The sequence below is a fragment of the Halopseudomonas aestusnigri genome (assembly GCF_002197985.1).
Taxonomy (GTDB): Bacteria; Pseudomonadota; Gammaproteobacteria; order Pseudomonadales; family Pseudomonadaceae; genus Halopseudomonas; species Halopseudomonas aestusnigri.
Genome location: NZ_NBYK01000008.1, coordinates 123179 through 149519, shown reverse-complemented (window position 1 = coordinate 149519; position 26341 = coordinate 123179). Strand labels below are relative to the sequence as shown.

The following is a 26341-nucleotide window of genomic DNA, read 5'->3' as shown; positions in this document are numbered from 1 at the left end:
CCGGAAGGCGCCAGTCACAACAGGCAGGAACAGGCCAGGATCGGACGGTTGACTATCCACTTGATGGCCGACATCTGCGGTAAAACACTGCCATCTTGCAGTGGCCTTTGTATTCGAGATTGGAGCGTTCTTGAGTTGAACTCTCGAGGTGGCTAACATCAATTAGCGGCGCCCGATTCAGCCCGCATCATTTATCGAGGTTTGGATGTTGGAGATTGCAGTAATCCGATAACCCGAACCCTGCACACGCAGGGGATTCAGGTTGTCGCGTTCACAAACAATTGCAGGCCACCAGCGGTGGTTTGCGGGTTTTGTTCGTCCTGATTACTGCAAATGGATTTTCCACATGACTACGTCCAAGCCGAAGCAAGCGGCTCTTCATAAGCTTGCCCATGATTGCCACTCTACCGATGCATGCGGTGACTCAGGCTGTTCTGCGCCTGCCGCATGCGATCGCCATAAGGATTTATCACCTCCTGACAGATATTGTCGTCACGGCGAGTCCATCGCCAGGGTGACTGCTGTTGATCGCGATCAGTACACCGTCAGGAATGCCGAGAGCGAAGTGCCTGCCAGGCTGACGGGCAAAGCCATCTACGCCAGCGCATCTTCTGTCGATCTGCCTTGCGTTGGTGACTGGGTGAGCGTCAGGTATCACGACTCCGGTGCCCATGCGAGCATCCTTGAGGTGCTGCCGCGCACGTCGTTTCTGCGGCGGAGAAAGCCTGGCGCCAAAGGTGAGTTCCAGATGATTGCCGTCAATATCGATTTGGCCTTCATTGTTCAGTCCTGCCACGTTGACTTCAATGTGCGAAGACTGGAACGCTATCTGGTGATAACGCGCGAAGGGGGTATCGAGCCAGTGATACTGCTGACCAAGAGCGATTTGGTCAGTCCGGTTGAATTGGAGCAATTGATCTCGAGGATTCGCGACGCCGGGATAGGCGCCAGAGTCATCGCCCTGAGCAATGTCAGCGGCAATGGCGTCGACCAGGTTCGCGAACTGATTGAGCCAGGTAAAACCTGCTGTCTGCTCGGCTCATCCGGCGTAGGCAAGACGACGCTCATCAATTCTCTGGTCGGTGACTGCGATCTGACTACCAGCGCAGTCAGCGCTTCCGGCGAGGGCAGACATACCACCACCCGGCGCCAGCTTATCGTGCTTGAGCAAGGTGGGTCTTTGATCGACATGCCTGGTATGCGCGAATTGGGGATGCTTGGCGTCAGTGAAGGTATCGACGACAGCTTCAGTGATATCCGGGCGTATTCGCACAAATGTCGGTTTGCCGACTGTACGCATACCAGCGAACCGGGCTGCGCTATTCGGGAAGGCATCGCTAACGAGGAGTTGGACCCTGAGCATTTCCAAAACTATCTCAAGCTCAAGAAGGAATCCGAGTTTCACGAGATGTCGAATCTTGAAAAACGCAGGAAGGACAGGGCGTTTGGAAAGTTCGTGCGTTCCGTCAAGAAAGGCAAGGGAAAGCAGGACAGGTATTAGGGTCAGGATAGAAGAAGGGGGCTACCGGGAAAGCGTTTTCTTCAAGGGGAGATGGCGCACTCGGCGGGATTCGAACCCACGACCCCTGCCTTCGGAGGGCAGTACTCTATCCAGCTGAGCTACGAGTGCGTTGCGCTGTTGCGGTCGTTGCGACCTTTGGCCGCACCCTGGCTGCCTTTGCGTGTTGCAGTCGGCGGCAGGTGCGTTTCAGCGCGGCAATGATACGCATTGAACGGGGCCGCGTCCATGCCTCAGGGTGGATTCCTTGCGTGCTGTGGCAAGTCGGGTACTTTGTCGGGTGGGGGTTTATCGGTATACTCGCGCACATTGTCCGGGCAATGCACTTGGGCGCAACACTTATAGCCATGATGAGGATGCACAAGGTGATGACTTTGAAGAAGATTCTGCTGGCCTCGGCGGCCATGCTGGCCGTAGTTGCCGGTAATGCGTTCGCTGCCACCGCGAACGAAGAGGCTATCGCTGAACGTCTGAAGCCTTACGGTACCGTCTGCCTGGCAGGTGATCCGTGTGCTGACGAGGTTGCTGGTGGTGGCGCTGCGGCGGCGGCGGGCCCGCGCTCCGGTGCCGATGTAGTCGGTAAGTTCTGCTCTGCCTGCCACAGCGCCGGCGTACTGGGCGCTCCGAAGATTGGCGACACCGCTGCCTGGACTGCCCGTCACGGCGGTGACCTGAACGAGTTGCTGAAGAACGCCATTGCCGGTCTGAACGCGATGCCGCCGAAAGGTACTTGCGGCGACTGCTCTGACGATGAGCTGATGGCGGCGATCAAGGAAATGTCCGGTCTCTGATCCGGTCTTTCTCGCGGCTCTAAACGCCCCGCCCTGTGCGGGGCGTTTTGCTTTCCGGCTCAGGAGCCTTTGAGCAGGTCGCGCAGGTTGGACAGTGCCGCTTTACCGCGGGCCTGCTTCTGCTCGACCGGTGCTTCCTCGGTGCCTTCCCACTCCAGATCCTCGGACGGAATTTCGTCCAGGAAGCGGCTGGGTGCACAGTCGATGACTTCGCCAAACTGGCGGCGCTTGGCAGCGAAGGTAAACGTCAGCGTCTTGCGCGCACGGGTAATGCCGACATAGGCCAGCCGGCGTTCTTCTTCGACGCTGTCGGCTTCGATGCTGGAGCGGTGGGGGAGAATCTCTTCCTCCATACCCAAGATGAACACGTGCGGATACTCCAGACCCTTGGAGGCGTGCAGGGTCATCAGCTGCACCCGGTCGGAGTCCTCTTCCTCTTCCTGGCGTTCGAGCATGTCACGCAGGACCAGCTTGGCAATGGCATCTTCGATGTTGCTCTCGCCGCTTTCGTCCTTTTCCAGGATGCTTTTGATCGAGTCCAGCAGGAACCAGACGTTGCCCATGCGCTTGGCGGCGATCTCGTCGCTGGAGCAGTTCTGGCGAATCCAGTTCTCGTAGTCCAGATCGAGCACCATGCGTCGCAGGGTTTCAATCGGGTCGCCTTCGTAGCACTGCTTGCGAATGCCGTCGAGCCAGGTGATGAAGCGCTGCAGCTTTTCGGTGTAACGGGCATCCAGGCGCTCGCCCAGCCCGATCTCGGTGCAGGCCTGATACATGGTGATCTGACGGTCGTTGGCGTAGGTGCCGAGCTTTTCCAGGGTGGCCGGGCCAATCTCGCGGCGCGGGACGTTGATGACCCGCAGCAGGGCGTTGTCGTCATCCTGGTTGACCAGCAGGCGCAGGTAGGACATCAGGTCCTTGACCTCCTGCCGGCTAAAGAAGCTGGTGCCGCCGGACAGGTGGTAGGGGATCTGGTGGTGCTGCAGTTTGAGTTCGATCAGGCGCGCCTGGTGATTGCCTCGGTAGAGGATCGCGAAGTCGCGCCAGGCACGCTTGTGCTGGTGGTGCTGGTTCTGGATCTCGACCGCGACCCGCTCGGCCTCGGCTTCTTCGTTGCGGCAGCGGATCACGCGCAGCGGCTCGCCGTAGCCCAGCTCGCTCCACAGTTGCTTCTCGAACACATGCGGGTTGTTGGCGATCAGGGTGTTGGCGGCGCGCAGGATACGGCTGGTTGAGCGGTAGTTCTGCTCCAGCATGACCACCTTGAGCTGCGGAAAGTCTTCCTTGAGCAGCGCCAGGTTTTCCGGGCGGGCGCCGCGCCAGGCGTAGATCGACTGGTCATCGTCGCCGACTACGGTAAAGCGCGATTGCGCGCCGACCAGCATCTTGACCAGCAGGTACTGGCTGGCGTTGGTGTCCTGGTATTCGTCGACCAGCATGTAGCGGATGCGAAACTGCCACTTCTCGAGCACATCGGGGTTATCGCGAAACAGCACCACCGGAATCAGGATCAGGTCGTCAAAGTCGACCGCGTTGTAGGCCTTGAGGGTGCGCTGGTAGTGCATGTATACGCTGGCGGCGGTCTGCTCCTGCGGGGTCTTGGCCTTGGCCAGCGCTTCATCCGGCAGGATCAGGTCGTTCTTCCAGTTGGAGATCTGTGCCTGGATGCCTTCGATGCCGTCTTCGGCGCCGTAATCCTTGTGCATCAGATCGGTAATCAATGCCGTGGCATCCTGTTGATCGAAGATCGAGAAGCCGGGCTTGTAGCCGAGTCGCTGATGCTCCTTGCGGATGATGTTCAGACCGAGGTTGTGGAAAGTCGAGACGGTCAGGCCGCGGGCGTCCGGTCCCTTGATCAGCTGGCTGACCCGCTCCTTCATCTCGCGTGCGGCCTTGTTGGTGAAGGTCACGGCGATGATGTTTTGCGCGCGGATACCGCACTCCTTGACCAGATAGGCGATCTTGCGTGTGATCACACTGGTCTTGCCGCTACCGGCCCCTGCCAGTACCAGCAGCGGCCCGCTGATATATTCGACGGCTTCCTGTTGGCGGGGGTTGAGGCGTGACACGGCTTTGATACTCCTGAACGGGCGGGCAATAGTAGCAGTTTTCGTGTTGAGACCGGATGAGCGGTGCGGGTGAAGCTTGGTAATTACGCAAAATTTCGCTATAAGTAACTTCACAAAAATGCTGTATATATCTAAATTTAAAAGAATCTTTGCCTTTCGAGACGTAATGTGACGCTGTCAGCCCTGCCTGATTTCGCAGTGGCTTCCAGAAAGATGTCAGCCAAATCAAGTAGATAGCTTGGCTAGCTGGAGGGTGGGATGGTGAGTGTCAGTGTTGTTCTCGAACCTTGGGGGATCGCCAGTTGAGCGATGACAGTGCGACGCAGCGGGTAGTGATGCTCGATAGCGACCACGGAGCCTACGTGCAGCTCTGTCGGCGGCTATCGGCATTGGCACGTCTGCCCTTCGTGCTGGAGCGTATGGATGACTGGCATCAGCTGCAGACCCGAATCAATCAGGGTGAGGTGCAGGCGGTACTGTCGCGTTCGGCGAATCTTTCCCTGCTGCAGGACTGTGGTGTCCCCGTCATTCACCTGGTCAGCGAACCGGACTTCTCCGGGTTTAACAGCGGCTTGAACGACAGTCTCTGGGAGCAGGCGTCAGCCAGCGAGATGGTGCGTTGCCTGCAGTACGCCATTGAACGCCACCGGCTGCGCAGTGCCCTTGAACGGGCTGCAAGCTTCGACCCGCTGACCGGCACCTGCAATCGGCAGATGCTTCAGGATCGCCTCAAGCAGGGCATGCGCCGCGCCCTGCGTACCAATCAGCCGCTGGCGGTGTTCTGTGTCGACATGGACAACTTTCGCCACGTCAACGATACCCTCGGCCACAGTGCCGGCGACGCCATTATTTGCGAAGTGGTCGAGCGGCTGCGCTCGGTGCTGCGCAACACCGACACCATCGGCCGCATGGGCAGCGACGAGTTTGCTCTGGTAGTCGAGGATTACGGCTCGTCCAGCAACCTGCTGCAGATCGCGCAGAAGATCATCAATGAGCTGGCCGAGCCCTTCAACGTCAACAGTGAAGGCATGCTGCTCGGCTGCAGTGTCGGTATTGCCACCTATCCTGAGGGTGGTCAGACCGTCGACAGTCTGTTGCTGCACGCCAATCTGGCGATGCTGCAGGCCAAGGGGCAGCGCGGCTGCAATTTCCACTTTTATGACGAGCGCATCAATCTGCAGGCGCACAGCCTGATCGAGTTTGAGGCGTCGCTGCGCCATGCGCTGCGGCGCGGTGAGTTTGAGCTGCACTATCAGCCGCGGGTCGATCTCGGCAGCGGCAAGATCGTTGGCCTTGAGGGGCTGATTCGCTGGCGTCATCCCGAGCGCGGTCTGCTCGGGCCCAACGAATTCATTCCGCTGGCCGAGGAGACCGGCCTGATCGTGCCAATGGGCTATTGGGTCATTGCCCGCGCCTGCCACGATCTGGCCCAGATGAAGAAGCGCAATATGGCGCCGGTGCACGTGGCGGTGAACATGTCGTTCCGCCAGTTCCAGGACAGCGCGCTGCTGTCGACGGTCAAGCGCTTGCTTGAGCGCACCGGCATCGATCCGCACTGGCTGGAGTTCGAGCTGACCGAGACCGCGGTCATGCAGCAGCCGGAGCAGGTGCTGATGACCATGGACGGGATGACCGGCCTGGGGCTGCGTTTTTCGCTGGATGACTTCGGCACCGGGTTTTCGTCGTTCGTTCACCTGCACAGCCTGCCGATCAACCTGCTGAAAATTGATCGCAGTTTCGTCAAGGCGATTGCCGAGCGTACGGCCGATCGTCAGTTGGTGGGGGCGATGATCGACATGGGGCACAGCCTGGGGCTGGAAGTGGTTGCCGAAGGCGTCGAATATCGCGACCAGCTGGAAATTCTGCGCAGTCTTGGGTGTGATCAGGTACAGGGCTATTTCATCAGTCCGGCGCTGGCATTCGAGGAGCTGTGTTACTTCATGGATGCCTACGCGATGGGGCGTGAGGAAGAGTGCGGATCGGCAACCGGTCTGTCGCTGATTTCCTGATTGCTGCAGGTTGAACGCAAGGCGACGACCGGCACCGCTGGCGCCAGCGTCTCGACACCGGTGCCGCCCCGCTGCTACTGACTATAGTCCACCTGTTCGCGCCTGCCAGTTATTGCATACCTTTTCTCTAGCCGGGCTGGCGGTCCAGCTGCCGATACTGCAACGCTTCTGCCAGATGTGAACGGCTGATCTGCGCCACGGCGTCCAGATCCGCCAGCGTCCGCGCGACCTTGAGTACCCGGTGACTGGCCCTATGGGACAGCCCAAGGCGGGTGACCGCCTGCTCCAGCCACTGACCATCGGCGTCGCTCAGCGTGCAGTGCGTACGCAAGCTCTCCAGTCCCATATGGGCATTGAGGCCCTGCTGCCGATTCAGCTGGAGCGCCCTGGCGGCTGCCACCTGCGCCGCAGCAGTCGCGCTGTTCGGCCGCCCGGGCTCGTTGTTACCCTGCAGGCTGAATGGCTCGTTGCGCATTGCCAGATGCAGGTCGATGCGGTCCAAAAGGGGGCCCGACAGCTTGCTGCGGTAGCGCTGAACCTGCTCCGGCGTGCAGCGGCAGCGGCTCGATGGGTCACCCTGATAGCCGCAGGGGCAGGGGTTCATCGCCGCTACCAGTTGAAATCGGGCAGGAAAGCGCAGTTGCTCGCGGGCGCGGGCGATGTGAATCGCACCGGACTCCAGTGGCTCACGCAGCATCTCCAGTACCTTGCGATCGAACTCCGGCAACTCATCCAGAAACAGCACGCCATGATGTGCCTGGCTGATTTCACCGGGGCGTGGCTGGCTGCCGCCGCCAACCAGCGCCGCAGCGGATGCACCGTGATGGGGCGAGCGAAAGGGGCGCGCAGGCCAGGCGCTCAGCGGCGTGCGGTCGCAGACTGATTGAATTGCCGCGACCTCGAGTGCTTCCTGTTCCTCAAGTGGCGGCAGAATGCCGGGCAGACGGCTGGCCAGCAGGGTCTTCCCGGTTCCGGGTGGCCCAAACAGCAACAGGTTGTGACCGCCGCTTGCGGCGATGATCAGCGCCCTTTTGGCCTGCTCCTGTCCCTGTACGTCGGCGAGGTCGGCATGCCTGGCTGGCGCTGAGGCCGCTGTCGGCGGGAGGTCGGGCAAGCGCTGGTCACCGCGCAAGTGCGCACATAGCGGCAGCAGATGATCGGCAGCGATCAGTTCGATCCCGCTGACCAGTGCGGCCTCGGCCGCGTTAGCGGCCGGCAGAATCAGCTTGCGACCGGCATCGCGGCAGGCCAGCGCCACCGGCAGCACGCCCTGGATCGGTCGCAGCTCGCCGGACAGCGCCAGCTCGCCAATGCACTCGCAGTCGGCCAGCGCCTGCGCCGGAATCTGCCCGCTTGCCGCCAGCAGCCCGAGGGCGATGGCCAGATCAAAGCGGCCGCCATCCTTGGGCAGATCGGCGGGCGCCAGGCTGATGGTGATGCGCTTGCTGCCCGGGAACTCCAGCTGCGCGTTCAGCAACGCGCTGCGCACCCGGTCCTTGCTTTCACGGACCGCCGTTTCCGGCAAGCCGACCAGGGTCAGGCTGGGCATACCGTTGGCAAGATGGACTTCGACCTGGACGGCCGGCGCGTCGATACCCAGACGCGCGCGGCTGTGGATGGTGGCCAGGGACATGATCGCTCCTTGATCAATACCTGATACTGCCGAGGGTCAGGCGATAACGAGTGGGTTGGCAGCAAGGCTGCTGCCAAGGGGCATCAGGGGGTTTTGGCTTCCAGCTCGCTGACGCGTCTTTCCAGCGCTTCCAGGCGCTCGCGGGTGCGCATCAGCACGGCCTGCTGGGTGTCGAACTCGTCGCGGCTGACCACATCCAGCTTGCTCAGCGCGCTTTGCAGCAAGGCCTTGAGATGCTTCTCGACTTCCACATTGGGTAGCCCCTGTTCGCTCATCAGCAGTTTGGTTGCCTGAGCGCTGACGGTGTCTATCACCAGTTTGTGCAGCATATGCCTGTTACCTGCGGGTCAAGAGGGCTGACGGGCCTGCAAGTGTAGCACTCCGATCCGGCTCGCCGAAATCCGCGCCGTGCTTGTGCGTACTTTGTGCGCGCGCACCACGCTTGTGCACTATGCTGGTGCATGGGTTGTGCGTTGATGATGGTCGGCTGTCCCTGTTTATTTGCAACCAATTGAAAATTAAAGGGAAAACAAAATTGGCAGGGTTTCTGCAAAGCTTGCTCCAGCTGTTCCCGGCGGCATGTCCCTCTACGGGGCACTGCATCGGGGCGCAGTCAGAATCGTGAGCGATCACATCGGGAGCACAATAATGAAGCGATTGACCCTGGCAGGTTTGACCCGTAATCCGCGGTTAGGCATCGGGAACACCCAGGCGCTGCCAGCGGGGGCAGGGACGCAATTGATCTCTGCCTGTGTCGAGATGAGTGCGCCGGCATGTGCAGGGCGTGTCGGCGATTCTGACGACTGCGACAGCACTTTTGTTTTGTCCGTTTCTAAAAGCCTCTAACTCGGCATAGACTTGTGCTGTCCCCCAGGGCAGTCCATCACACGGGAGTATCGAAATGAAACTAGTAACGGCTGTAATCAAGCCTTTCAAGCTGGATGACGTGCGTGAAGCGCTGTCTGAAATCGGCGTTCAGGGCATCACCGTAACCGAGGTCAAGGGCTTTGGTCGTCAGAAAGGTCACACCGAGCTGTATCGTGGCGCTGAGTACGTTGTCGACTTCCTGCCGAAGGTGAAGATCGACGTTGCCATCGCTGATGACATGCTGGATCGCGTCATCGAGTCCATCACCAAGGCAGCCAACACCGGCAAGATCGGTGACGGCAAGATCTTCGTGGTCAACCTCGAACAGGCCATCCGCATCCGTACTGGCGAGACCGGCACCGACGCCATCTAAGGCGGGTTGTTCAACAGACAGCAGTAACCAAGCCTATATGGGGGGCTTAAAATGGAAGACATCGTACAAATCAAGTACGCGCTTGATACATTCTACTTTCTGATCTGCGGTGCTCTGGTGATGTGGATGGCGGCGGGTTTTGCCATGCTCGAAGCCGGTCTGGTCCGCGCCAAGAACACCACTGAAATTCTGACCAAGAACGTGGCCCTGTACGCAACGGCGTGCACCATGTATCTGCTGATCGGCTACCACATCATGTACTCCAGCCCGGAAGGCGGTATCTTCCCGAGTTTCGGCGTGCTGATCGGTGCCGAGAACACCGTTGAAGACGTACTCGCCGGTGGCGACGATGCACCTTACTACTCGGTTGCTTCGGACTTCTTCTTCCAGGTCGTGTTCGTTGCGACTGCCATGTCCATCGTTTCCGGTGCGGTTGCCGAGCGCATGAAGCTGTTCGCGTTCCTGGTCTTCGCCGTGATCATGACTGGCTTCATCTACCCGATCCAGGGCTTCTGGAAGTGGGGCGGTGGTTTCCTGAACGAAGCTGGCTTCCTCGACTTCGCCGGTTCCGGTGTGGTTCACATGACCGGTGCTACCGCTGCTCTGGCCGGTGTGCTGCTGCTGGGCGCTCGTAAGGGCAAGTACGGCTCCAACGGTCAGATCAACGCCATCCCGGGCGCCAACCTGCCGCTGGCCACTCTGGGTATGTTCGTCCTGTGGCTGGGCTGGTTCGGCTTCAACGGTGGCTCGCAGTTGGTTGTATCCAACATCTCCGATGCCAACGCTGTTGCCCAGATCTTCGTCAACACCAACGCTGCTGCTGCGGGTGGTCTGATCGCCGGTCTGGTTGTTGCCCGCATCCTGTTCGGCAAGGCTGACCTGACCATGGCACTGAACGGTGCACTGGCTGGCCTGGTTGCCATCACTGCCGAGCCGCTGACTCCGAGCGGTCTGCAAGCCACCCTGATCGGTGCTGTAGGCGGCGTGATCGTAGTCTTCTCTGTCCTGGCTCTGGACAAGCTGAAGATCGACGATCCGGTCGGTGCCATCTCCGTTCACGGTGTGGTCGGTATCTGGGGTCTGCTGGCTGTATGCCTTACCAACAGCGACGCTACCCTGACCGCTCAGCTGATGGGTATCGTAGTGATCTTCCTGTGGGTGTTCATCTCCAGCCTGATCGTCTGGAGCATCATCAAACTGGTGATGGGCCTGCGCGTCAGCGAAGAGGAAGAGTACGAAGGTGTGGATATTTCCGAGTGCGGTATGGAAGCCTATCCGGAGTTCACCAGCAAGAAGTAATCGCTGGTAGAACACGCAACACCAGACGGGGCGCCCATTCGGCGCCCCGTTTTTTTATGCCTGTAACCATTGCAGTGCCGCTCGGGAGGGCCGAGCTCCAGCTCGGCCATGGGTGTGCACGAAGGTCTGCTGGTCGAGCCGGAGCTCGGCCTTGGTGATGCAGGGAGCGTTGCGGGTCGAGTGAGAACTCGACCTTCCCGTGAGTGGGCAGGGTCAGGCCTGTGTGGGAATCTCGACCCGCACCAGCAAGCCCCCCAGTGGGCTGGCCTCAAACTGCACAGCGCCCTGATAGCGTGCTGCCAGGTCCCGCACAATCGCCAGCCCAAGGCCGTGCCCCGGCATCTGCTGGTCCAGTCGCCAGCCGCGGGTGCCGAGCTGGCTGCGCTCCTCGGGCGCTACGCCCGGCCCGTCATCGTGGACCTCCAGAATACGCTGATCGGCCTGCTCGCTCAGGCGCACCCGAACGCGGCTGTGTGCCCATTTGCCGGCGTTATCGGCGAGGTTGCCCAGCAGTTCGCTGAAGTCCTGCTCTTCCACCGGCCAGCGGGCGGACTCGGCGAGACTGGAGTCCAGTTCGAATTCAATATGACTGTGCAGGCGGCCGAGCATCCACAGCAGCTCGCGGGCCTGTTCCAGCGGCTGGCAGCTGCTGCCTGCCAGTGGCCCCCCGGAGTGGCTGGCATGCAGGCTGCTGTCGAGCTGGCGACTGATGTCGTCCAGGCGCTGGCTGATCTGGCTGCGGGCCTCGGGTGTGATCGGTTGGTCGCTGCTGATCAACTGGTTGATTGCGGCGATGGGTGTCTTGATTCGGTGGGACAGATTGGCGTTCGCTTCGCGAACCTTCTGCAGCCGATGTTGCAGGGTGTCGAGCAGTTGATTGAGCTGACCGATAAGACCGCTGAACTCCTGCGGTACGGCGTCTCCGAGCCGTTGCAGGTGCCCTTGCTTGAGCGCTTTGAGGTCCTGCTGCAGTTGGCGTACCGGGCGCATCGACAGCTGTACGGCAAGCAGAATCAGGGCAAACAGGACGGCCAGCAGTCCAATCGCGACCGCGGCAGTCCACAGATGCAGCTCGTGGGCGCTGGCCTGCAGCTGGCTATAGTCCTCGGCTGCGACAATGGTGACCGGCTGGCCGTTGATCTGCGTTTCGGTGCGCCAGGCCATATAGCGGTGGGCCACCGGTTCGCCCTCGGGGACGCCGTGCAGTTCGATCAGCCCCTGATCTGGCAAGTCCAGCCAGGGCAGCAGCAGATCGGACCACTGTGGATGTGACAGGCGCGCGTGTTCGCCGATCCTGAGCACAAACAAGTGATGTGACAGTGCACCGAAATAGTTGCTGTCGAGCGCCTCCAGCCCGGCGGGAGAGCCGAGTTGCTGCTCGATCATGGCCACCTCCTGCTGCAGGCGCTCGCGCACGAAGTCGCGGGACATGCGATCCAGCAGTGCCCCATGCAGATACCACGCGAGCAGCATGAACAGGGTGGCAAACGGCAGCAGCCAAAGCAGCAAGGTGGTGCGGATCGAGCGGGTGCGCCTAGTCGTCGGCAGAAAAGACATAGCCTTGCCCCCGTTGGGTCTTGATGGCGTCCCGGCCGATCAGCAGGCGCAGTCGGCGAATGTAAGTCTCGATGGTATTGAGCGTGGGCTCGGCGTCCAGATTATAGAGCTGCTCCAGCAGTGCTTCCTTTGGATGCAAGCGATTCGGACGGCTCATCAGACAGCGCAGCAGACGGAACTCGGTACCGGTCAGTGGATGCCATTGGCCGTCCGGGGTGCGCACCCGCTGGCGCTCCTCGTCGAGCAGGTAATTGCCGGCCCGGATCTGCGTGTGACTGCGGCCTTCGCTGCGGCGCAGCAGGGCCTGCAGCCTGGCCAGCAGTTCCTCCGGATGGAAGGGCTTGGTCAGGTAGTCGTCGGCACCGGCCTTCAGGCCATTGACCTTGTCTTGCCAGCGGTCGCGGGCGGTCAGCAACAGAATCGGCAGGTCGCGCCCGGCGTCGCGCCAGCGCGCCAACAGTTGCAGGCCGTCACCGTCGGGCAGGCCGATGTCCAGCACGATCAGCCGGTAGTCTTCCTGCAGTCCGAGTTGTTCGGCGGTCACCGCCGAGCCGGTTGCGTCGACCGCGAATCCGGCCTGACTCAGGCTGTCCTGCAGGCTGCTGCGCAGCAAGTCGTCATCTTCCACCAGCAACAGGCGCATCGGCTGGTTCCTTTTTATCCAAGTGGTTCAGTCAGGATTCAGTTTCGCTCGGCAATCTTGGGTCCAGCACCGAGATGATGGGGCAGAGATTGCATCGGCAACCGGGGTGGTTGTCAATTCTGTGTCGAACGTCGCCCCGTCGGTTAACAGGAGAGACAGCATGAATCGCATATTGAACGGACTGGCAGCAGCGCTGCTGCTGAGTGCAACGACCGCTGCAGGCGCTGCTTCCGGCGCCGGCGGGCAGCCCGGTGACCCGCAGCAGGTAACGCGGACCATCGAGGTAGTCATGCACGACAACTACTTCGAGCCTGAGCAGCTGTCGTTTGCAGCAGGCGAGACCGTGCGCCTGAAGGTGCGCAACGAAGGCGCCCTGGTCCACGAATTCAATATCGGCACGGCGGCCATGCACGAAGCTCATCAGGGACAGATGCAGATGATGGTCGACCATGGCGTTATCCGGGGCGACCACCTCAATCGCGAGTTGATGAAGATGGACATGGGCGGTGGGCACAGTATGGCGCACGATCATGCCAACAGCCTGCTGCTGGAGCCGGGGCAGGAGGCTGAGTTGGTCTGGAAGTTCGACCACGCCGACCAACTGGAATTTGCCTGCAATGTGCCCGGGCACTATCAGGCCGGCATGATGGGGGGCATCGATGTCGAGTAGCGCACTGCTCTCGGCGCTGGCACTGCTGCCGGCTCTGAGCTGGGCCGGTGAGTACCGGCTCACCGTCGACGAGGTGACCATCGACACCGGCGACTTCCGCAAGCAGGGCATTGGCTACAACGGTGCATCGCCGGGGCCGGTACTGCGCTTTCGCGAAGGCGAAGACGTCACCATCCATGTCACCAACAACCTCGATGAGCCGACCTCGGTGCACTGGCACGGGCTGATACTGCCGTACCAGATGGACGGTGTGCCCGGACTGAGTTATCCGGGCATCGCGCCGGGTGAAACCTTCACCTATCGCTTTCCGATCACGCAGTCCGGCACCTACTGGTTTCATAGTCACTCCGGCTTTCAGGAACCGGACGGCGCCTATGGCGCAATCATCATCGAGCCGAACGGGCGTGAGCCGTTTCGCTATGACCGCGAGTACGTGGTGCAGCTGACCGACAAGCACCCGCACTCGGGTGACCGCATCATGCGTAACCTCAAGACGTCGGCGGATTACTACAACCGCCAGCAGCAGACCGTCGGTGACTTCTGGCGCGACACCAGGGAACAGGGGCTGGCGGCGACGCTCAAGGATCGCCTGATGTGGGGCGACATGCGCATGATGTCCAGCGACATCGAGGATGTGCAGGGCTTCACCGGCCTGATCAACGGCAAGGGTCCGGAGCAGAACTGGACCGGGCTGTTCAAGCCGGGCGAGCGTGTGCGCCTGCGGCTGATCAACTCCTCGGCGATGACCTATTTTGATGTGCGCCTGCCGGGGTTGAAGATGACCGTGGTGCAGGCGGACGGCAACAACGTCCAGCCGGTGACCGTGGATGAGCTGCGTATCGGTGTGGCGGAGACGTACGATGTCATCGTTCAGCCCAAGGAAGATCGGGCCTACACGGTATTCGCCGAATCCATGGGGCGCTCGGGTTTTGCCCGCGGCACGCTGGCACCGCGTGAGGGCATGCTGGGCGAGATTCCCGAGCTGCGTCCGGCACCGTTGCTGACCATGGCTGATATGGGCATGGCGCATGCAGGTATGGATCATGGCAGCATGAGCCACGGTGACATGGCGGATATGGATGACAGCGGCATTAACCACGACGATATGGCCGGTATGGATCACGGCAGCATGAGCCAGGGACGGGCTGCCGAACTGCCCGCTGATCCGTTCTACGCCGAGGGCAGCGGGTTGGTTCCCCAGGCCTATAACGATGGCCGTTTCCTGTCCTATGCCGACTTGCGTGCGCAGAAGCCGTTGTATGAAGAGCGTAAGCCGACACGCGAGATCGAGTTGCGGCTGACTGGCAATATGGAGCGCTATACCTGGTCGATCAACGGCATCAAGGAGTCGGACGCCGAACCGATTCGCCTGCAGTACGGCGAGCGGGTACGCTTCAAGTTCGTCAACGAAACCATGATGACTCACCCGATGCACCTGCATGGCATGTGGTCGATCCTCGACGTTGGCGCAGGCCAGTGGAATCCGGTCAAGCACGTGATCAGTGTGGCACCCGGTACGACCGTCTATATGGAGACCGAGGTCGACGCGCCGGGCAAGTGGGCCTTCCATTGCCACCTGTCCTATCACGCGGCGGCGGGCATGTTCCGCACCGTGATTGTTGAGGGTGGCCCCGAAGGAGGTGACTCATGAAGCGCCTGATGACGGCGCTACTGCTGTCGGCCTCGGCATCAGCGGGTGCCGAGGAAATGCGTCACTCCATGCACCATGGTTTCTTCTACGGCCTGCAGGCCGATGCACTGGAGTACCGCTACGGCGATAGTGGTGAAGAGCTGGGGTATTGGAGCACCGAAGCCTGGTGGGGCACCGATGAGTTGAAGGCGCTCTGGCTGAGCGAAGCCGAGTACGACTTTGACCATGACAGCTGGGAAACTCTCGACAACCGCCTGGCGCTGCAAACCCCGGTCAGCGACTTTCTCGATCTGCGTGGCGGGCTGCGTTTCGACACCCCGGACGGCGAGAACCGGCACTACGTCTTCGTCGGCCTGAGTGGTCTGCTGCCCTATTGGCTGGAGATGGACAGCAATCTGTACCTGAGTGAGCATGGCGATCTGTCGCTGGACCTCGCGCTGGAATACGAGCTGCTGCTGACCAACCGCCTGCACTTGACCCCTGAGCTGGAGTTCGATGCCGCCCTCTCGGATGACGAAGCAGTTGGGGTTGGTCGTGGCCTGCGCGGGATGGAGGCCGGGCTGCGGCTGAGCTACGACCTGCTTGATCGTGCCGTCGTGCCTTATCTGGGTGTGCATTACGAGCGGGCTTTCGGGCGCAGCGCCGACTTTGCCGTGCAGGACGGTGAAGATCGCGACGGCTGGTTTGCGATCGCGGGCGTAAGGCTGATGTTCTAGCTACGCAGTGCTGTGTTGCCGGCTGGAACCTCGCAGCCGGTATCGCAGTCGCAAGGTCAGGGTGGTCGTGTCCTGTGCCGCTGGGGCGGCGTTGTGCCAGCCGGTGCAGGCACTGCCCAGATGACACAAACCGGACAGCAGGAGTGACCCGATGACGGATCGACCGCATGAAGCGACACTCTATCGCATGGTGATGAAAAACCACCTTTGCCCCTTCGGGCTAAAGTCCCTCGATCTGCTCAAGCGTGAGGGTTTCAAGGTGCAAGACCATCACTTGACCAGTCGCGAGGAAACCGACGCATTTCAGCGCGAATACGACGTGGATACCACGCCGCAGGCTTTTATCGACGGCAAGCGCGTCGGCGGCTACGACGAGCTGCGACGGTACTTCGGCAAGCCGGTCAAGGAAGCGGATGAGGTGACCTATCAGCCGGTTATCGCGGTCTTTGCCTGCACTGCGCTGATGGCGTTGGGTGTCAGCTGGGCCGCGCTGGGCACGCTATTCGGTGTGCGCACGCTGGAATGGTTCGTCGCTATATCGATGTGTGTGTTGGCGATACTCAAGCTGCGTGACCTTGAAAGCTTCTCCAACATGTTTCTCGGTTATGACCTGCTGGCGCAGCGCTGGGTGCGTTATGCCTATCTTTACCCCTTCGGCGAGGCACTGGCCGGTATTCTGATGATTGCCGGTGCGCTGCTGTGGCTGGCCATTCCGGTGGCTATGCTGATCGGTGTGGTCGGCGCGGTCTCGGTATTCAAGGCGGTGTATGTCGAGCGACGCGAACTGAAATGCGCCTGCGTGGGTGGCGACAGTAATGTGCCGCTGGGTTTCATTTCGCTGACCGAAAACCTGATGATGGTGGGCATGGCGATTTGGATGCTGATCAAGTAGTTCCAGACGCATACACTGACACCTCGACATGCACACTTGTTGCGCGACAGCAGGAGGCTTGATGAAGGCGGAAACCTATCGCGATTTGATTGAGTGGACACAGCAGCTGCACGGTCATCTGGCCAGCAGTCTGGAGGCTGGCGCCGCAGACAGCGGGACCGGCGAGCGCATGCGCGCGCTGTTGCAGTACCTGGGCGAGCACGAGCGCCGCATTCAGCAGATGGTGCTGCGCTTTGAGCAGCAGGCTGATATCCAGGTACTGGACAGCTGGGTCTACGACTACTTTACCGACAACCCGCGCGTGCGCCTGCTCAATACCCGGCCCAGCTTTGCCGGGCTGGACTACGGTGCGCTGTGCGCCATGGTGTTTGATCTGCACAACGATGCGCTGGACTTGTATCGCTACCTGCAGGGCCGGGCGGAAACGGCAGGTGGTCGCGAGCTGATGCAGGATCTGCTGGCCATGGAAGAGCACGAAACCTTGCGGCTGGCCGAGCAGGTCCAGCGCAGCCAGGACCTGTGAGACTAGGCCGGGAGCGGTAAAGGTATATGTGGCTGCAGAGAGAAATTCGCCTCAAGCCCCGTGCGCGCGGGTTTCATCTGATCGATGACGAGATTCTGCGTGCGCTGCCAGAGCTGACGGATGTGCGCGTCGGACTGCTGCATCTGTGGCTGCAACACACCTCGGCGTCGCTGACCGTCAACGAGAACGCCGACCCGCTGGTGCGCGGCGACTTCGAGGCCTTCTTCCGCCGCGCGGTGCCGGATGATGCGCCGTACTTCAAGCATACCTACGAAGGCCCGGACGACATGACAGCGCATATCAAGTCGAGCCTGCTGGGTGTGCAACTGACCCTGCCGGTGACCGCTGGCAGGCTGGCAGTTGGCACCTGGCAAGGTCTCTATCTCGGGGAACACCGGGAGCATGCCGGCAGTCGCCGGGTGCTGGCAACCTTGCAGGGACAGTGCGACTGAACCGGGTGCATCCCGGGGCGCTCGCCCCAAATCAGGGCGAGTTTGCAGGGCGTCAGGTGGTCATTGCATCAGCGCCGTCGCCAGCAATGCTCGCAACTGGCTGATAAATAGATCATTTCCGACAGGTATCAAAAAGCTGGCACCAACCGTGCATTGAGTCTCAGTGAAACGGGATGAGTCGTCATTGACTCATGACGCATCACACACTGGAGTGGTACTCAGGCGAACTAGGGTTCCGGCTTGCGTGGCAAGTGTCTGGTCCGAGAGTTTTCCGGCTCTCAAGGAATGAGGGCTACACGGCGGGATAAAAGCCCGGGAGACCGTCATGACGACGTTGTCCCCGTGCGCCTTTTCTCACTGTGTAGGAGTTGTACCCATGACCGCCCCACGCTTCAGCTTTGTCCGCAAGTCCCTGGCCGGCATCAGTCTGGCTGCCGCTGCCGCCCTGTCTCCTGTTGCCGCACACGCCGCCGACTCCATGACCATCGGTACCGTTGTGTGGGCCGGTTACGGTCCGTTCTATGTGGCTGACAAACTCGATCTGTACGACCAGTTTGGTCTGAATGTCGAGTTGCAGTTCTTCAATGACCCGGCGCTGCTGCCGTCTGCCATGGCGGGTAACGCTGTCGATGGCGCGATGCTGACCTACGACCAGGTGGTCGGTTCGGTGGCCAAGGGCCTGCCGCACCGGGTGGTGATGCCGATCGACTTCTCCTACGGCGGTGACGCCATCGTTGCCGACAAATCCATCACCAGCGTCGCCGATTTCAAGGGCAAACAGGTGGGTTTCAACCCGCTGTCACCGTCCGACTTTCTGCTGGCCTACGCGCTGCAGATCAACGGCATGGGCGAGAAGGACATCCAGTCGGTCAACATGACGCCTGAAGGCATTCCCAGCGCAATGGCTTCCGGCAGTCTGCCGATTGGCGTGACCTACGAGCCGAACGTATCGCAGATCCTCGCCATGGGCGGCGGCGACAAATTCCACGTGGTGTATTCCTCCAAGGACGCACCGGGCCTGATCACCGACGTGCTGGCCTTCACCGAAGAGCAGATCGAGGAAAACCCCGAAGCCATCACCGCCATGATCAAGGGCTATCAGGCCGGCCTGGAATACATGCAGGCGCACCCGGAAGAGAGCGCAGAGATCATCGGCAAGGTGCTGGGCGTGAGCGGTGCCGAGGCGCTGGAGCAGATGGAAGGCGTCTACAACATCCCGCTGTCCGAGATGGGCCAGAACTTTGTCGAGTCCAGCGAAACCACGTCGTTCTACGGCAGTGGTGCGGTGATCGCCGACCTGCTGCTGAAGAACAAGCAAATCCCGGCGATCCCGGATTTTGCCGACACCTTCGACGCCAGTTTTGTCACTGAGCTTACCCAGTAAGACCACGGGCAGGCGCTTGCGCCTGCCCTGATCGGGACTTGCGGAGGAATCATGTCCACGTCCAAACTACTTTACCGTTACGCCGATGGCCGGGTCTGGAACAGTCTGGCGATCGCCTACAGCGTCGGCGGCTACCTGATCGGCCTCGGTCTGCTGCTGACCCCGTTCTGGCTGGCCAAGCTGGGCGGGCTGCTGTTGCTGGCGCACGCGATGATCATCGGCGCCTACCTGATTCACGAATTTGCCCACGGCACCATTTTCAGCAAGCCAGCCCACAACGCGCTGGCCGGCGAGGTCTTCAGCTGGATGACCGGCGGCTGCTACGCCGACTTTCAGGACCTGCGGCGCAAGCACATGCGCCATCACGTCGACCGTGCCGACGTCATCACCTTCGACAGCAAGGCATTCATCAACGGCCTGCCGAACTGGGCACGCAAGCTGATTCTCGCGCTTGAGTGGGCCTATGTTCCGGCGGTCGAGCTGATCATGCACTTCTACGTGGTGCTGTTGCCGTTTATCAGCCACAGCGAGAAACACCGTGCCCGCCGCGGCAAGGTGCTGACGGTGCTGCTGATCCGTACCGCGCTGTTTGCCCTGCTCGGCTGGCTGTCGTTCAGTGCGCTGGTGCTCTACTGCGTCGCCTGGCTGATCATGGTCACCGTGCTGCGGTTTGCCGACGCCTATCAGCACACCTACGACGCTTTCGCGGTGCTGGAAGAGGACGGCAAGATCCCGGCCGACAAGCTGCGTGACCGCGCCTATGAGCAGCTCAATACCTTCAGCAATGTGGTGTCGCTGCGCTGGCCGTCGCTCAACCTGCTGCTGCTCAACTTCGCCTATCACAACGCCCACCACGAGAAACCCGTCGCGCCCTGGTATCGCCTGCCCAACCTGCACGCAGAGCTGTACGGCGATGCCTACCGTCAAGTAGTGCCGATGAGCGAGCTGCTCAGCAGCTTCCACCGCCACCGCGTCCGCCGGGTGCTGAGCGATGACTACGGCGAATTCGTTGATGGTCCCAAGCGTGCCGAGAACTTCTACGGCGCGGTGGGCGTGTCCTTCCTGACGGCGGTATGAGCATGCAGACGCTGGATTATCAGGGCCGCACCGTGGTGATTACCGGTGCCGCCAGTGGCATCGGGCTGGGTCTGGCGCAGGCGTTTGCTGAGCAGGGCGCGCGGCTGGAGCTGGTCGACCGCAATGCGCCGGCGCTGGCTGCGACCGTCGAGCAGCTCTCGGCGGTGACGCAGGTGCACGGCCGGGTGCTGGATCTGAACGATGATGCGGCGGTATCCGATTACGCCAGCCGACTGGCCCAGCGTCAGCCGCAGGTGGCTGTGTTGATCAATAACGCGGGTATGGAACAGCCAACGCCGCTAAGTGATAGCGCCGCCGACGCCAACCGGCGCTGGCAGCACCAGCTGGATAACAACGTGGTGTCGATGCTGCGCCTGACCCGCGCACTGCTGCCGCTGCTCGGCAAGGGCAGCAGCGTGATCAACCAGTCCTCGATCTGGGGGCTGAGTGCGGTGGCCGGATTCTCCGCCTACGTTGCCAGCAAGCACGCGGTGATCGGCCTGACCCGTTCATTGGCGTGGGAGCTGGGCGGGCAGGGTATCCGCGTTAATGCCGTGTGCCCCGGCTGGGTCGGCACCGAGGCCGCGATGGCGTCCCTGCGCAACATGGCGCAGGGCAGTGGCCGCAGCGAGGCCGAGGAGCTGGAACACATCCTTGCCGCGCAGGCGATTCCCGAATTGCTCACTCCGGCCGATCTGGCCGGCACCTTTCTGTTTCTCGGCGCGCCGGCCTCGGCCGCCATTACCGGGCAGGCCATTGTGGTCAGTCGCGGGGAGGTCATGCACTGATGCTGAAGGTCGAATTGAAGGGCCAGCGCATTCTCGTCACCGGTGCGGCTACCGGCATTGGCCGCGCCTGCGCGCTGATGCTGGCGGGGCAGGGCGCGGAGGTCTGGATCAACCACCTGGGCCAGGCCGGAGCCAGCGCCGATCTGGTGGAGCAGATTCGCTCGGCCGGTGGCCGGGCGGTGGCCATCGAAGCGGATGTCAGCGACCCGGACGCGGTGGAGGAAATGTTCGCCTGCATCACCGCCACCGGCCCCCTGCACGGGCTGGTCAACAACGCCGGGATCATTCAGGAGCAGGGCTTTCTGGACACCTCGGAAGACGACTGGCGGCGGATCATGGCGGTCGATCTGGATGGCGTCTACCGCTGCTGCCGCTGCGCGCTGGAAAGCATGAGCGGGGCGGGGCGCGGGGCCATCGTCAATATCGCCTCCGAGCTGGGTCAGCTGGGACGCGAAAACTACGTTGCCTACTGCACCGCCAAGGCCGGTGTGATCGGCATGACCAAGGCGCTGGCGCGCGAGTTTGCGCCCGCTATTCGCATCAACGCGGTGGCGCCCGGGCCGGTGGAGACCGCGATGGTCTCGCTGGAGCACATGAGCGAAGAGTGGATTGCCAAGGAGCTGGCCATTCCGGCTGCGCGCCTCGGACAGCCGGAGGAGATTGCCGCGGCGGTCTGCTTCCTGCTGTCACCGGCAGCGAGTTTCTTTACCGGGCAGGTGCTCGGCGCCAACGGTGGCGCTTGGATGGGTGGCTGATGCTGCGTCCGGAATGGGTACTGATCCTGGCAACGGTGCTCTGGGGCACCAGTTGGCTGCCGCTGCAGTGGTTCGCCGGGCAGGGTATCGACGGTTTCCCCATGGTGCTCGCCAGTTACGGCTTGATCGCGCTGGTTGCCCTGCCACTGCTGTATTGGCAGCGCGCTGGCTGGTGGCAGCAGCGCTGGGGGCTGGTGGGCATTGTGCTGTTTGGCGGTTGGGCGAATGCTGCGCTGCTGTCATCGCTGTCGCTGGCCGAGGATCTGGTGCGGGTGATGTTGCTGTTCTATCTGGCGCCGGTGTGGGGCGTGCTCGGCGGCTGGCTGCTGCTGTGTGAGCGGCTGACCGCGCTGCGTATCGCCGCGCTGGTGCTGGCGCTCGGGGGCATCGGCCTGACGCTGGGCGTCAATGCGCAAACCTTCGCCAGTCTCACTGCGATCGACTGGCTGGCGCTGAGCGCGGGGTTGGGCTTCGCCCTGAACAACCTGGCGACGCGGGCGGCGGATCGGGTGCCGATGTTGAGCAAAACGGTCGCCGCCTTCGTTGGCAGCAGCCTGTTTGCCGGTGCCGCCTGCCTGCTGTTTGCCAAGGGGTTGCCGGCGCTGGCGCCGACGATCTGGCTGTGGATTGCACTGTTTGCGGTGGGTTGGCTGCTGCTCGCCACCCTGGGCGCGCAATACGGCGTGACCCACCTGGAGGCCAGCCGCGCTGCCGTGCTGGTGGTCTTCGAATTGATCGCCGCCGTGCTGTCGGTGGCCTGGTTCAACGATGAGGTGATCGCACCGCGAACCTGGCTGGGGGCCGGCATGGTCACGCTGGCGGCGGTGATGGCCGGCTGGCCCGAGCGTTCACCCGTGCAACTGACGAGGAGATTGTCCTGATGGCAAGTGTCTATATGGATCAGATCAGCTGGGTCGAATACCAGCAACGGGTCGAGCAGGGTGCGGTGGTGTTTCTGCCCTGCGGCGCGACCGAGCAGCACGGCCCGCACCTGCCGCTGGGTACCGATGCGCTGCTGTCGACCGCGCTGAGCGCCGATGTGGCCGCGCAGATCGGCGGCATCGTCGCGCCGGCACTGGCCTACGGCTACAAGTCGCAGCCCAAGTGCGGCGGCGGCCAGCACTTTTGCGGCACCACCAGCCTGGATGGCGCAACCCTCATTGCCCTGGTGCAGGATGCGGTACGCGAGTTCGCCCGCCACGGCGTCAAGCGCCTGGTGCTGGTGCTGGGGCACTACGAGAACACCTGGTTTGTCACCGAGGGCATCCAGCTGGCGCTGCGCGAGTTGGGGCCGGCCTCTGATCTTGAAGTCATGCGTCTGGAGCACTGGGATTTCTGCAAGGAAGAAACGCTGGACGATATCTTCCCCGACGGCTTCCCCGGCTTTGCGCTGGAGCACGCCGCGGTAATCGAGACCTCGCTGATGCTGCATTACCTGCCGCATCTGGTCAGCCTCGACAAGATCCCGAACGATCCGCCGGCCGACTTTCCGCCCTACGACATGTACCCGACCCGCACCGAGTGGGTGCCGCCGTCCGGGGTGCTGTCCTCGGCGCTGGGGTCGACCGCCGAGAAGGGCGCACGCATGGCCGATGACATCACCACCGGCATCGCCGCTGCGGTGCGTCACGAATTCAAGCTGGAGGCCTGAGATGCTGCCGCTGTTGCCGTCACGTACCGCGCTGCTGCTGATCGACATGCAGCGCGACTTCTGCGCCCCTGGCGGCTACGCCGATCAGGCCGGGCTGGATATCGCCTGCCTGCGTGCGCCGATTCCGGCTCAGCAGCGCCTGCTTGCAGCGGCGCGGGCCAGCGGCATGCTGGTGGTGCACACCCGCGAAGGGCATCGCAGCGATTTGTCCGACCTGCCTGCCTGGAAACGCATCCGCGCCGAGCGCAGTGGCGCACCGATTGGCGCAGCGGGCCCACTCGGTCGGCTGCTGGTGCGTGGCGAGTACGGCCATGACCTGATCGACGAGCTGCAGCCACAGGTCGGCGAGCCGGTGATCGACAAGCCCGGCTACTGCGCCTTTGCTGCCACCGACCTGGAACTGATCCTGCGCAGCCGCGGTATCGACACGCTGATCATTACCGGGGTAACCACCGAGGTCTGTGTCAGCTCGACCCTGCGCAGCGCGATTGACCGCGGCTTCAACTGTCTGACCGTCAGCGACGCCTGCGCCTCCGCGCATCCCGAGCTGCACGCCGCCGCGCTGGCGATGATCGGTGTCGAGGGCGGCATCTTTGGCGAGACCTGTGACAGTGCGGCGCTGCTCAGCGCACTGCAGGAGGCAGCATGACTCAGGTGCAGAAACTCTGGCCGCTGCTGACCGCGACCCACCATTACGACAAATCAATCTCGACCCGTGGCCGTGGCCACGGCGTGCAGATCGAGGCGCCGATTCTGGCCTTTCTGATCGAGACCAGACAGGGCCGGGTGCTGTTCGACGTCGGCTGTGACTACAACAAGCTGAGCGATCCTGCGCTACGCGCCCGCTGGTACGACCCGGTGGAGTTTCCCATGGGGCCGCCGCAGATGAGCGAAGAGCAGCGCCTCGAAGCTCATCTGGCAAAGCTCGGGCTGACCTGCAAGGACATCGACATGGTGTTTCTCAGTCACCTGCACTTTGATCACGCCGGTGGCCTGTGCGACGTCTGCGGCGCGGAAGTACACGTTCACGAAGACGAGTTGCACGCTGCCCGGGAGCCGGCTGATAACGCTTATTTCGCCGACGACTTCGCCGGCAATGTGCGCTGGCGCCTGCAGCAGGATGAGTACGATCTGCTGCCCGGCCTGCGGGCAATCAATACCCCCGGCCACACCGCCGGGCACATGTCGCTGATGATCGAGCTGCCGACCGGCGCGCCGGTGATCCTCACCGGTGATGCGGCTGACCTGACTGAAAACCTCGATGATGAAATCGCGCCCGGCCTGTGCTGGCGCGACCGCGAGGACATGGCGCTGGAGAGCATCCGCAAGCTGAAACGCATCGCCGGCGAGACCGGCGCGCAGCTGTGGCCCAACCACGACATGGCGTTCTGGCGCACCCTCAAACGCTTCCCGGAGTACCATGCATGAACGCCGTTCCCGAGGCCTATCACGGCGTCTGGCAGCGCACGCTGCTGCGTCTGTCCGACGGCACCGAGGACACCACAACCCGGGTGTTCTGGCTGCAGAGTGCGCATCTGCACGCGGATCTGCGGATTCCCGACCCGACACCGAAACTGCCGTTTGAGCGCGCTGCACAGGCGGGCTTTGTCGGCCTGACCGAGGCCACTCTTGGCCGTTGCCAGTGGCACCGCATCATCGACTTTCACCCGGACAGCGGCACTGATATTGGCAACATGCAGTTCGTCAGCAGTGATGAGGTGCACGAGACCGCACTGGACGACAGCTATCTGGAAATCTGGCACCGTTTGCCGGACTCGCGCGGCCCGGTCGCAGAAACCTGGTTGCAGAGCGCCGACGGCTCCGGTCGTCAGGCCTGCCTGCTGCGCGCCGGTGACTACTTTATGTTCGCCGCGGACCGCCCCTTGCGTCTGGGCCGTGGCCGTTCTCTGTCCGAATACCTGCAACACGACTGCGCCCGCAGCGCTGAACACCTGCTTGGCTGCGAGCTGACCTTCGGCCGTATTCAGGGCGGCGCGCGGCCCTGGCAGATTTTGTTCAGCACCTTGCCCGCCGCCACCGGCGGCCTGTTTTCCGTACCCGCCGATCCGGCGCGCTGGAATGCGCTGCCGGTCGCCTGGGTCGGTATCTATCCACCCGAGAATGGCTGGCGCCCGACCTCGTTGCCGCGTCTGCAGCACCTCACCACGGAGACACTGGTATGAATGCACCAGCCCCCCTACCCGAAACCCCCGCGGTTGCAGTCAAGCACAAACCCCGCTCGCGCTGGTGGGTCGTGCGCGGCAGCCTGTCCTCACGCACCAGTGCCCTGCTGACCGCCTTTGGTCTGGCCGCGCCGTTTTTCATCTGGTGGCTGTACAGCGCGCTCGGTCTGAACGATCCGCTGTTCATGCCCGGCCCCGGCGCGGTGCTGGAGCGGGTTATCAGCTGGTGGCAGGAAGACGGCCTGTGGGACGACATCTGGATCAGCGTGTACCGGGTCATGGCCGGCTTTCTGCTCTCGGCCACGATCGCTCTGCCGCTGGGGCTGTATCTGGGCACCTACAAGCCGGTGCAGGCAACGCTGGAGCCACTGATCGACTTTATCCGCTATATGCCGGCGGTCGCCTTTATTCCACTGGTGATGCTCTGGGTCGGGATCGGCGAGGGCTCGAAGATTCTCATCATCTTCATCGGTACATTCTTCCAGATGGTGCTGATGGCCGCAGAAGACATTCGCCGGGTACCGATGGCGCAGATTGAAGCGGCGCAGACCATGGGTGCCTCGCGCAGCGAGATCATCCGCCTGGTGGTGCTGCCCTCGGCCCGTCCGGCCTTGCTCGATACCCTTCGCATCACCTGCGGCTGGGCCTGGACCTATCTGGTAGTGGCCGAACTGGTGGCTTCCAACTCGGGGCTTGGTTACGCCATTCTGCGCGCCCAGCGCTATATGCACACCGACAAGATTTTCGCCGGCATCCTGCTGATCGGCCTCATCGGTCTGTTGACCGACCAGGCGTTCCGCTGGCTCGGTCGCCGCGCCTTCCACTGGCAGAAGAGGTAA

Annotated in this window: 26 protein-coding genes, 1 tRNA gene and 1 riboswitch; of the genes, 21 read left to right on the top strand and 6 right to left on the bottom strand. The window is 62.1% G+C overall.

What is annotated here, in order from left to right; all coding sequences use genetic code 11:
* Nucleotides 1-346 precede the first annotated feature (346 nt).
* Nucleotides 347-1501 (top strand): ribosome small subunit-dependent GTPase A, encoded by a 1155-nt coding sequence (gene rsgA / locus B7O88_RS12440; protein ID WP_088276310.1) that lies wholly within the window; start codon nt 347-349, stop codon nt 1499-1501.
* A 52-nt stretch (nt 1502-1553) separates the two neighbouring features.
* Here rsgA and B7O88_RS12435 read toward each other — a convergent pair.
* Nucleotides 1554-1630: transfer RNA gene (locus B7O88_RS12435), tRNA-Arg, on the bottom strand.
* Between the two features lie 257 nt (nt 1631-1887).
* Here B7O88_RS12435 and B7O88_RS12430 point away from each other — a divergent pair.
* Entirely contained in the window at nt 1888-2310 is a 423-nt protein-coding gene (locus tag B7O88_RS12430) for a c-type cytochrome (protein WP_160003183.1), read from the top strand.
* 59 nt (nt 2311-2369) lie between these two features.
* On the opposite strand, the gene rep is transcribed toward B7O88_RS12430, so the two are convergent.
* Nucleotides 2370-4379: a DNA helicase Rep gene (rep, locus tag B7O88_RS12425; RefSeq protein WP_088276308.1), complete on the bottom strand. Its 2010-nt coding sequence runs from the start codon at nt 4377-4379 to the stop codon at nt 2370-2372.
* 302 nt (nt 4380-4681) lie between these two features.
* Here rep and B7O88_RS12420 point away from each other — a divergent pair, with 302 nt between their 5' ends.
* On the top strand, nt 4682-6388 hold the full coding sequence (locus B7O88_RS12420; protein WP_140418580.1) for a putative bifunctional diguanylate cyclase/phosphodiesterase: 1707 nt from the start codon (nt 4682-4684) through the stop codon (nt 6386-6388).
* A 127-nt stretch (nt 6389-6515) separates the two neighbouring features.
* On the opposite strand, the gene B7O88_RS12415 is transcribed toward B7O88_RS12420, so the two are convergent.
* Together B7O88_RS12415 and B7O88_RS12410 are read right to left on the bottom strand one after the other, a co-directional pair.
* Complete coding sequence (locus tag B7O88_RS12415) at nt 6516-8021, bottom strand: YifB family Mg chelatase-like AAA ATPase (protein WP_088276305.1); 1506 nt, start codon at nt 8019-8021, stop codon at nt 6516-6518.
* Nucleotides 8022-8104: 83 nt separating this feature from the next.
* The gene (locus B7O88_RS12410; protein WP_088276304.1) at nt 8105-8350 is read right to left on the bottom strand and encodes an accessory factor UbiK family protein; all 246 of its coding nucleotides are present in this window, start codon (nt 8348-8350) and stop codon (nt 8105-8107) included.
* A 572-nt stretch (nt 8351-8922) separates the two neighbouring features.
* Between B7O88_RS12410 and glnK the strand changes: the two genes are divergently transcribed.
* Together glnK and B7O88_RS12400 are read left to right on the top strand one after the other, a co-directional pair.
* Nucleotides 8923-9261, top strand: a complete 339-nt coding sequence (glnK, locus tag B7O88_RS12405; RefSeq protein WP_088276303.1) for a P-II family nitrogen regulator — start codon at nt 8923-8925, stop codon at nt 9259-9261.
* 51 nt (nt 9262-9312) lie between these two features.
* Entirely contained in the window at nt 9313-10560 is a 1248-nt protein-coding gene (locus B7O88_RS12400; RefSeq protein WP_088276302.1) for an ammonium transporter, read from the top strand.
* A 213-nt stretch (nt 10561-10773) separates the two neighbouring features.
* Here B7O88_RS12400 and B7O88_RS12395 read toward each other — a convergent pair whose 3' ends face one another.
* Together B7O88_RS12395 and B7O88_RS12390 are read right to left on the bottom strand one after the other, a co-directional pair.
* A complete protein-coding gene (locus tag B7O88_RS12395) occupies nt 10774-12117 on the bottom strand; it encodes an ATP-binding protein (protein ID WP_088276301.1) in 1344 nt (447 codons plus the stop codon).
* Entirely contained in the window at nt 12095-12760 is a 666-nt protein-coding gene (locus B7O88_RS12390) for a response regulator transcription factor (protein WP_088276300.1), read from the bottom strand. The genes B7O88_RS12395 and B7O88_RS12390 overlap by 23 nt, the downstream gene beginning before the upstream one ends.
* A 160-nt stretch (nt 12761-12920) precedes the next feature.
* Between B7O88_RS12390 and B7O88_RS12385 the strand changes: the two genes are divergently transcribed.
* The 16 genes from B7O88_RS12385 (at nt 12921) to B7O88_RS12310 (ending at nt 26341) form a co-directional block, all read left to right on the top strand.
* Complete coding sequence (locus B7O88_RS12385; RefSeq protein WP_088276299.1) at nt 12921-13430, top strand: cupredoxin domain-containing protein; 510 nt, start codon at nt 12921-12923, stop codon at nt 13428-13430.
* Entirely contained in the window at nt 13420-15081 is a 1662-nt protein-coding gene (locus tag B7O88_RS12380) for a copper resistance system multicopper oxidase (protein ID WP_088276297.1), read from the top strand. The genes B7O88_RS12385 and B7O88_RS12380 overlap by 11 nt, the downstream gene beginning before the upstream one ends.
* A complete protein-coding gene (locus B7O88_RS12375; RefSeq protein ID WP_088276296.1) occupies nt 15078-15797 on the top strand; it encodes a copper resistance protein B in 720 nt (239 codons plus the stop codon). The genes B7O88_RS12380 and B7O88_RS12375 overlap by 4 nt, the downstream gene beginning before the upstream one ends.
* Nucleotides 15798-15948: 151 nt before the next feature.
* Nucleotides 15949-16689, top strand: a complete 741-nt coding sequence (locus B7O88_RS12370; RefSeq protein ID WP_088276295.1) for a glutaredoxin family protein — start codon at nt 15949-15951, stop codon at nt 16687-16689.
* Between the two features lie 61 nt (nt 16690-16750).
* Nucleotides 16751-17212, top strand: a complete 462-nt coding sequence (locus B7O88_RS12365) for an ATPase (RefSeq protein ID WP_088276294.1) — start codon at nt 16751-16753, stop codon at nt 17210-17212.
* Nucleotides 17213-17238: 26 nt separating this feature from the next.
* Entirely contained in the window at nt 17239-17664 is a 426-nt protein-coding gene (locus tag B7O88_RS12360) for a secondary thiamine-phosphate synthase enzyme YjbQ (RefSeq protein WP_088276293.1), read from the top strand.
* 216 nt (nt 17665-17880) lie between these two features.
* Nucleotides 17881-17985, top strand: a riboswitch (guanidine-I (ykkC/yxkD leader).
* Between the two features lie 55 nt (nt 17986-18040).
* Entirely contained in the window at nt 18041-19048 is a 1008-nt protein-coding gene (locus B7O88_RS12355; protein ID WP_088276292.1) for an ABC transporter substrate-binding protein, read from the top strand.
* Nucleotides 19049-19099: 51 nt separating this feature from the next.
* Entirely contained in the window at nt 19100-20125 is a 1026-nt protein-coding gene (locus tag B7O88_RS12350; RefSeq protein WP_088276291.1) for a fatty acid desaturase family protein, read from the top strand.
* Entirely contained in the window at nt 20122-20913 is a 792-nt protein-coding gene (locus tag B7O88_RS12345) for an SDR family NAD(P)-dependent oxidoreductase (RefSeq protein ID WP_235005781.1), read from the top strand. Before B7O88_RS12350 ends, B7O88_RS12345 begins: the two co-directional genes overlap by 4 nt.
* Nucleotides 20913-21668: an SDR family NAD(P)-dependent oxidoreductase gene (locus B7O88_RS12340; RefSeq protein WP_088276288.1), complete on the top strand. Its 756-nt coding sequence runs from the start codon at nt 20913-20915 to the stop codon at nt 21666-21668. The genes B7O88_RS12345 and B7O88_RS12340 overlap by 1 nt, the downstream gene beginning before the upstream one ends.
* Nucleotides 21668-22549: a DMT family transporter gene (locus B7O88_RS12335; RefSeq protein ID WP_088276287.1), complete on the top strand. Its 882-nt coding sequence runs from the start codon at nt 21668-21670 to the stop codon at nt 22547-22549. Before B7O88_RS12340 ends, B7O88_RS12335 begins: the two co-directional genes overlap by 1 nt.
* Nucleotides 22549-23319 (top strand): creatininase, encoded by a 771-nt coding sequence (locus tag B7O88_RS12330; protein ID WP_088276286.1) that lies wholly within the window; start codon nt 22549-22551, stop codon nt 23317-23319. The genes B7O88_RS12335 and B7O88_RS12330 overlap by 1 nt, the downstream gene beginning before the upstream one ends.
* Nucleotide 23320: 1 nt before the next feature.
* Nucleotides 23321-23968: a cysteine hydrolase family protein gene (locus B7O88_RS12325; RefSeq protein WP_088276285.1), complete on the top strand. Its 648-nt coding sequence runs from the start codon at nt 23321-23323 to the stop codon at nt 23966-23968.
* Nucleotides 23965-24747, top strand: a complete 783-nt coding sequence (locus B7O88_RS12320; RefSeq protein ID WP_088276284.1) for an N-acyl homoserine lactonase family protein — start codon at nt 23965-23967, stop codon at nt 24745-24747. Before B7O88_RS12325 ends, B7O88_RS12320 begins: the two co-directional genes overlap by 4 nt.
* The gene (locus B7O88_RS12315) at nt 24744-25502 is read left to right on the top strand and encodes a hypothetical protein (protein WP_088276283.1); all 759 of its coding nucleotides are present in this window, start codon (nt 24744-24746) and stop codon (nt 25500-25502) included. The genes B7O88_RS12320 and B7O88_RS12315 overlap by 4 nt, the downstream gene beginning before the upstream one ends.
* Nucleotides 25499-26341, top strand: a complete 843-nt coding sequence (locus tag B7O88_RS12310; RefSeq protein WP_088276282.1) for an ABC transporter permease — start codon at nt 25499-25501, stop codon at nt 26339-26341. The genes B7O88_RS12315 and B7O88_RS12310 overlap by 4 nt, the downstream gene beginning before the upstream one ends.

What these genes read in the sequence shown, in the direction of transcription:
- rsgA (WP_088276310.1), top strand. Translation starts at nt 347, where the DNA reads ATGACTACGTCCAAGCCGAAGCAAGCGGCTCTTCATAAGCTTGCCCAT.
- B7O88_RS12430 (WP_160003183.1), top strand. Translation starts at nt 1,888, where the DNA reads ATGACTTTGAAGAAGATTCTGCTGGCCTCGGCGGCCATGCTGGCCGTA.
- B7O88_RS12415 (WP_088276305.1), bottom strand. Translation starts at nt 8,021, where the DNA reads ATGTCCCTGGCCACCATCCACAGCCGCGCGCGTCTGGGTATCGACGCG.
- B7O88_RS12410 (WP_088276304.1), bottom strand. Translation starts at nt 8,350, where the DNA reads ATGCTGCACAAACTGGTGATAGACACCGTCAGCGCTCAGGCAACCAAA.
- glnK (WP_088276303.1), top strand. Translation starts at nt 8,923, where the DNA reads ATGAAACTAGTAACGGCTGTAATCAAGCCTTTCAAGCTGGATGACGTG.
- B7O88_RS12400 (WP_088276302.1), top strand. Translation starts at nt 9,313, where the DNA reads ATGGAAGACATCGTACAAATCAAGTACGCGCTTGATACATTCTACTTT.
- B7O88_RS12395 (WP_088276301.1), bottom strand. Translation starts at nt 12,117, where the DNA reads ATGTCTTTTCTGCCGACGACTAGGCGCACCCGCTCGATCCGCACCACC.
- B7O88_RS12390 (WP_088276300.1), bottom strand. Translation starts at nt 12,760, where the DNA reads ATGCGCCTGTTGCTGGTGGAAGATGACGACTTGCTGCGCAGCAGCCTG.
- B7O88_RS12385 (WP_088276299.1), top strand. Translation starts at nt 12,921, where the DNA reads ATGAATCGCATATTGAACGGACTGGCAGCAGCGCTGCTGCTGAGTGCA.
- B7O88_RS12380 (WP_088276297.1), top strand. Translation starts at nt 13,420, where the DNA reads ATGTCGAGTAGCGCACTGCTCTCGGCGCTGGCACTGCTGCCGGCTCTG.
- B7O88_RS12375 (WP_088276296.1), top strand. Translation starts at nt 15,078, where the DNA reads ATGAAGCGCCTGATGACGGCGCTACTGCTGTCGGCCTCGGCATCAGCG.
- B7O88_RS12370 (WP_088276295.1), top strand. Translation starts at nt 15,949, where the DNA reads ATGACGGATCGACCGCATGAAGCGACACTCTATCGCATGGTGATGAAA.
- B7O88_RS12365 (WP_088276294.1), top strand. Translation starts at nt 16,751, where the DNA reads ATGAAGGCGGAAACCTATCGCGATTTGATTGAGTGGACACAGCAGCTG.
- B7O88_RS12360 (WP_088276293.1), top strand. Translation starts at nt 17,239, where the DNA reads ATGTGGCTGCAGAGAGAAATTCGCCTCAAGCCCCGTGCGCGCGGGTTT.
- B7O88_RS12355 (WP_088276292.1), top strand. Translation starts at nt 18,041, where the DNA reads ATGACCGCCCCACGCTTCAGCTTTGTCCGCAAGTCCCTGGCCGGCATC.
- B7O88_RS12350 (WP_088276291.1), top strand. Translation starts at nt 19,100, where the DNA reads ATGTCCACGTCCAAACTACTTTACCGTTACGCCGATGGCCGGGTCTGG.
- B7O88_RS12345 (WP_235005781.1), top strand. Translation starts at nt 20,122, where the DNA reads ATGAGCATGCAGACGCTGGATTATCAGGGCCGCACCGTGGTGATTACC.
- B7O88_RS12340 (WP_088276288.1), top strand. Translation starts at nt 20,913, where the DNA reads ATGCTGAAGGTCGAATTGAAGGGCCAGCGCATTCTCGTCACCGGTGCG.
- B7O88_RS12335 (WP_088276287.1), top strand. Translation starts at nt 21,668, where the DNA reads ATGCTGCGTCCGGAATGGGTACTGATCCTGGCAACGGTGCTCTGGGGC.
- B7O88_RS12330 (WP_088276286.1), top strand. Translation starts at nt 22,549, where the DNA reads ATGGCAAGTGTCTATATGGATCAGATCAGCTGGGTCGAATACCAGCAA.
- B7O88_RS12325 (WP_088276285.1), top strand. Translation starts at nt 23,321, where the DNA reads ATGCTGCCGCTGTTGCCGTCACGTACCGCGCTGCTGCTGATCGACATG.
- B7O88_RS12320 (WP_088276284.1), top strand. Translation starts at nt 23,965, where the DNA reads ATGACTCAGGTGCAGAAACTCTGGCCGCTGCTGACCGCGACCCACCAT.
- B7O88_RS12315 (WP_088276283.1), top strand. Translation starts at nt 24,744, where the DNA reads ATGAACGCCGTTCCCGAGGCCTATCACGGCGTCTGGCAGCGCACGCTG.
- B7O88_RS12310 (WP_088276282.1), top strand. Translation starts at nt 25,499, where the DNA reads ATGAATGCACCAGCCCCCCTACCCGAAACCCCCGCGGTTGCAGTCAAG.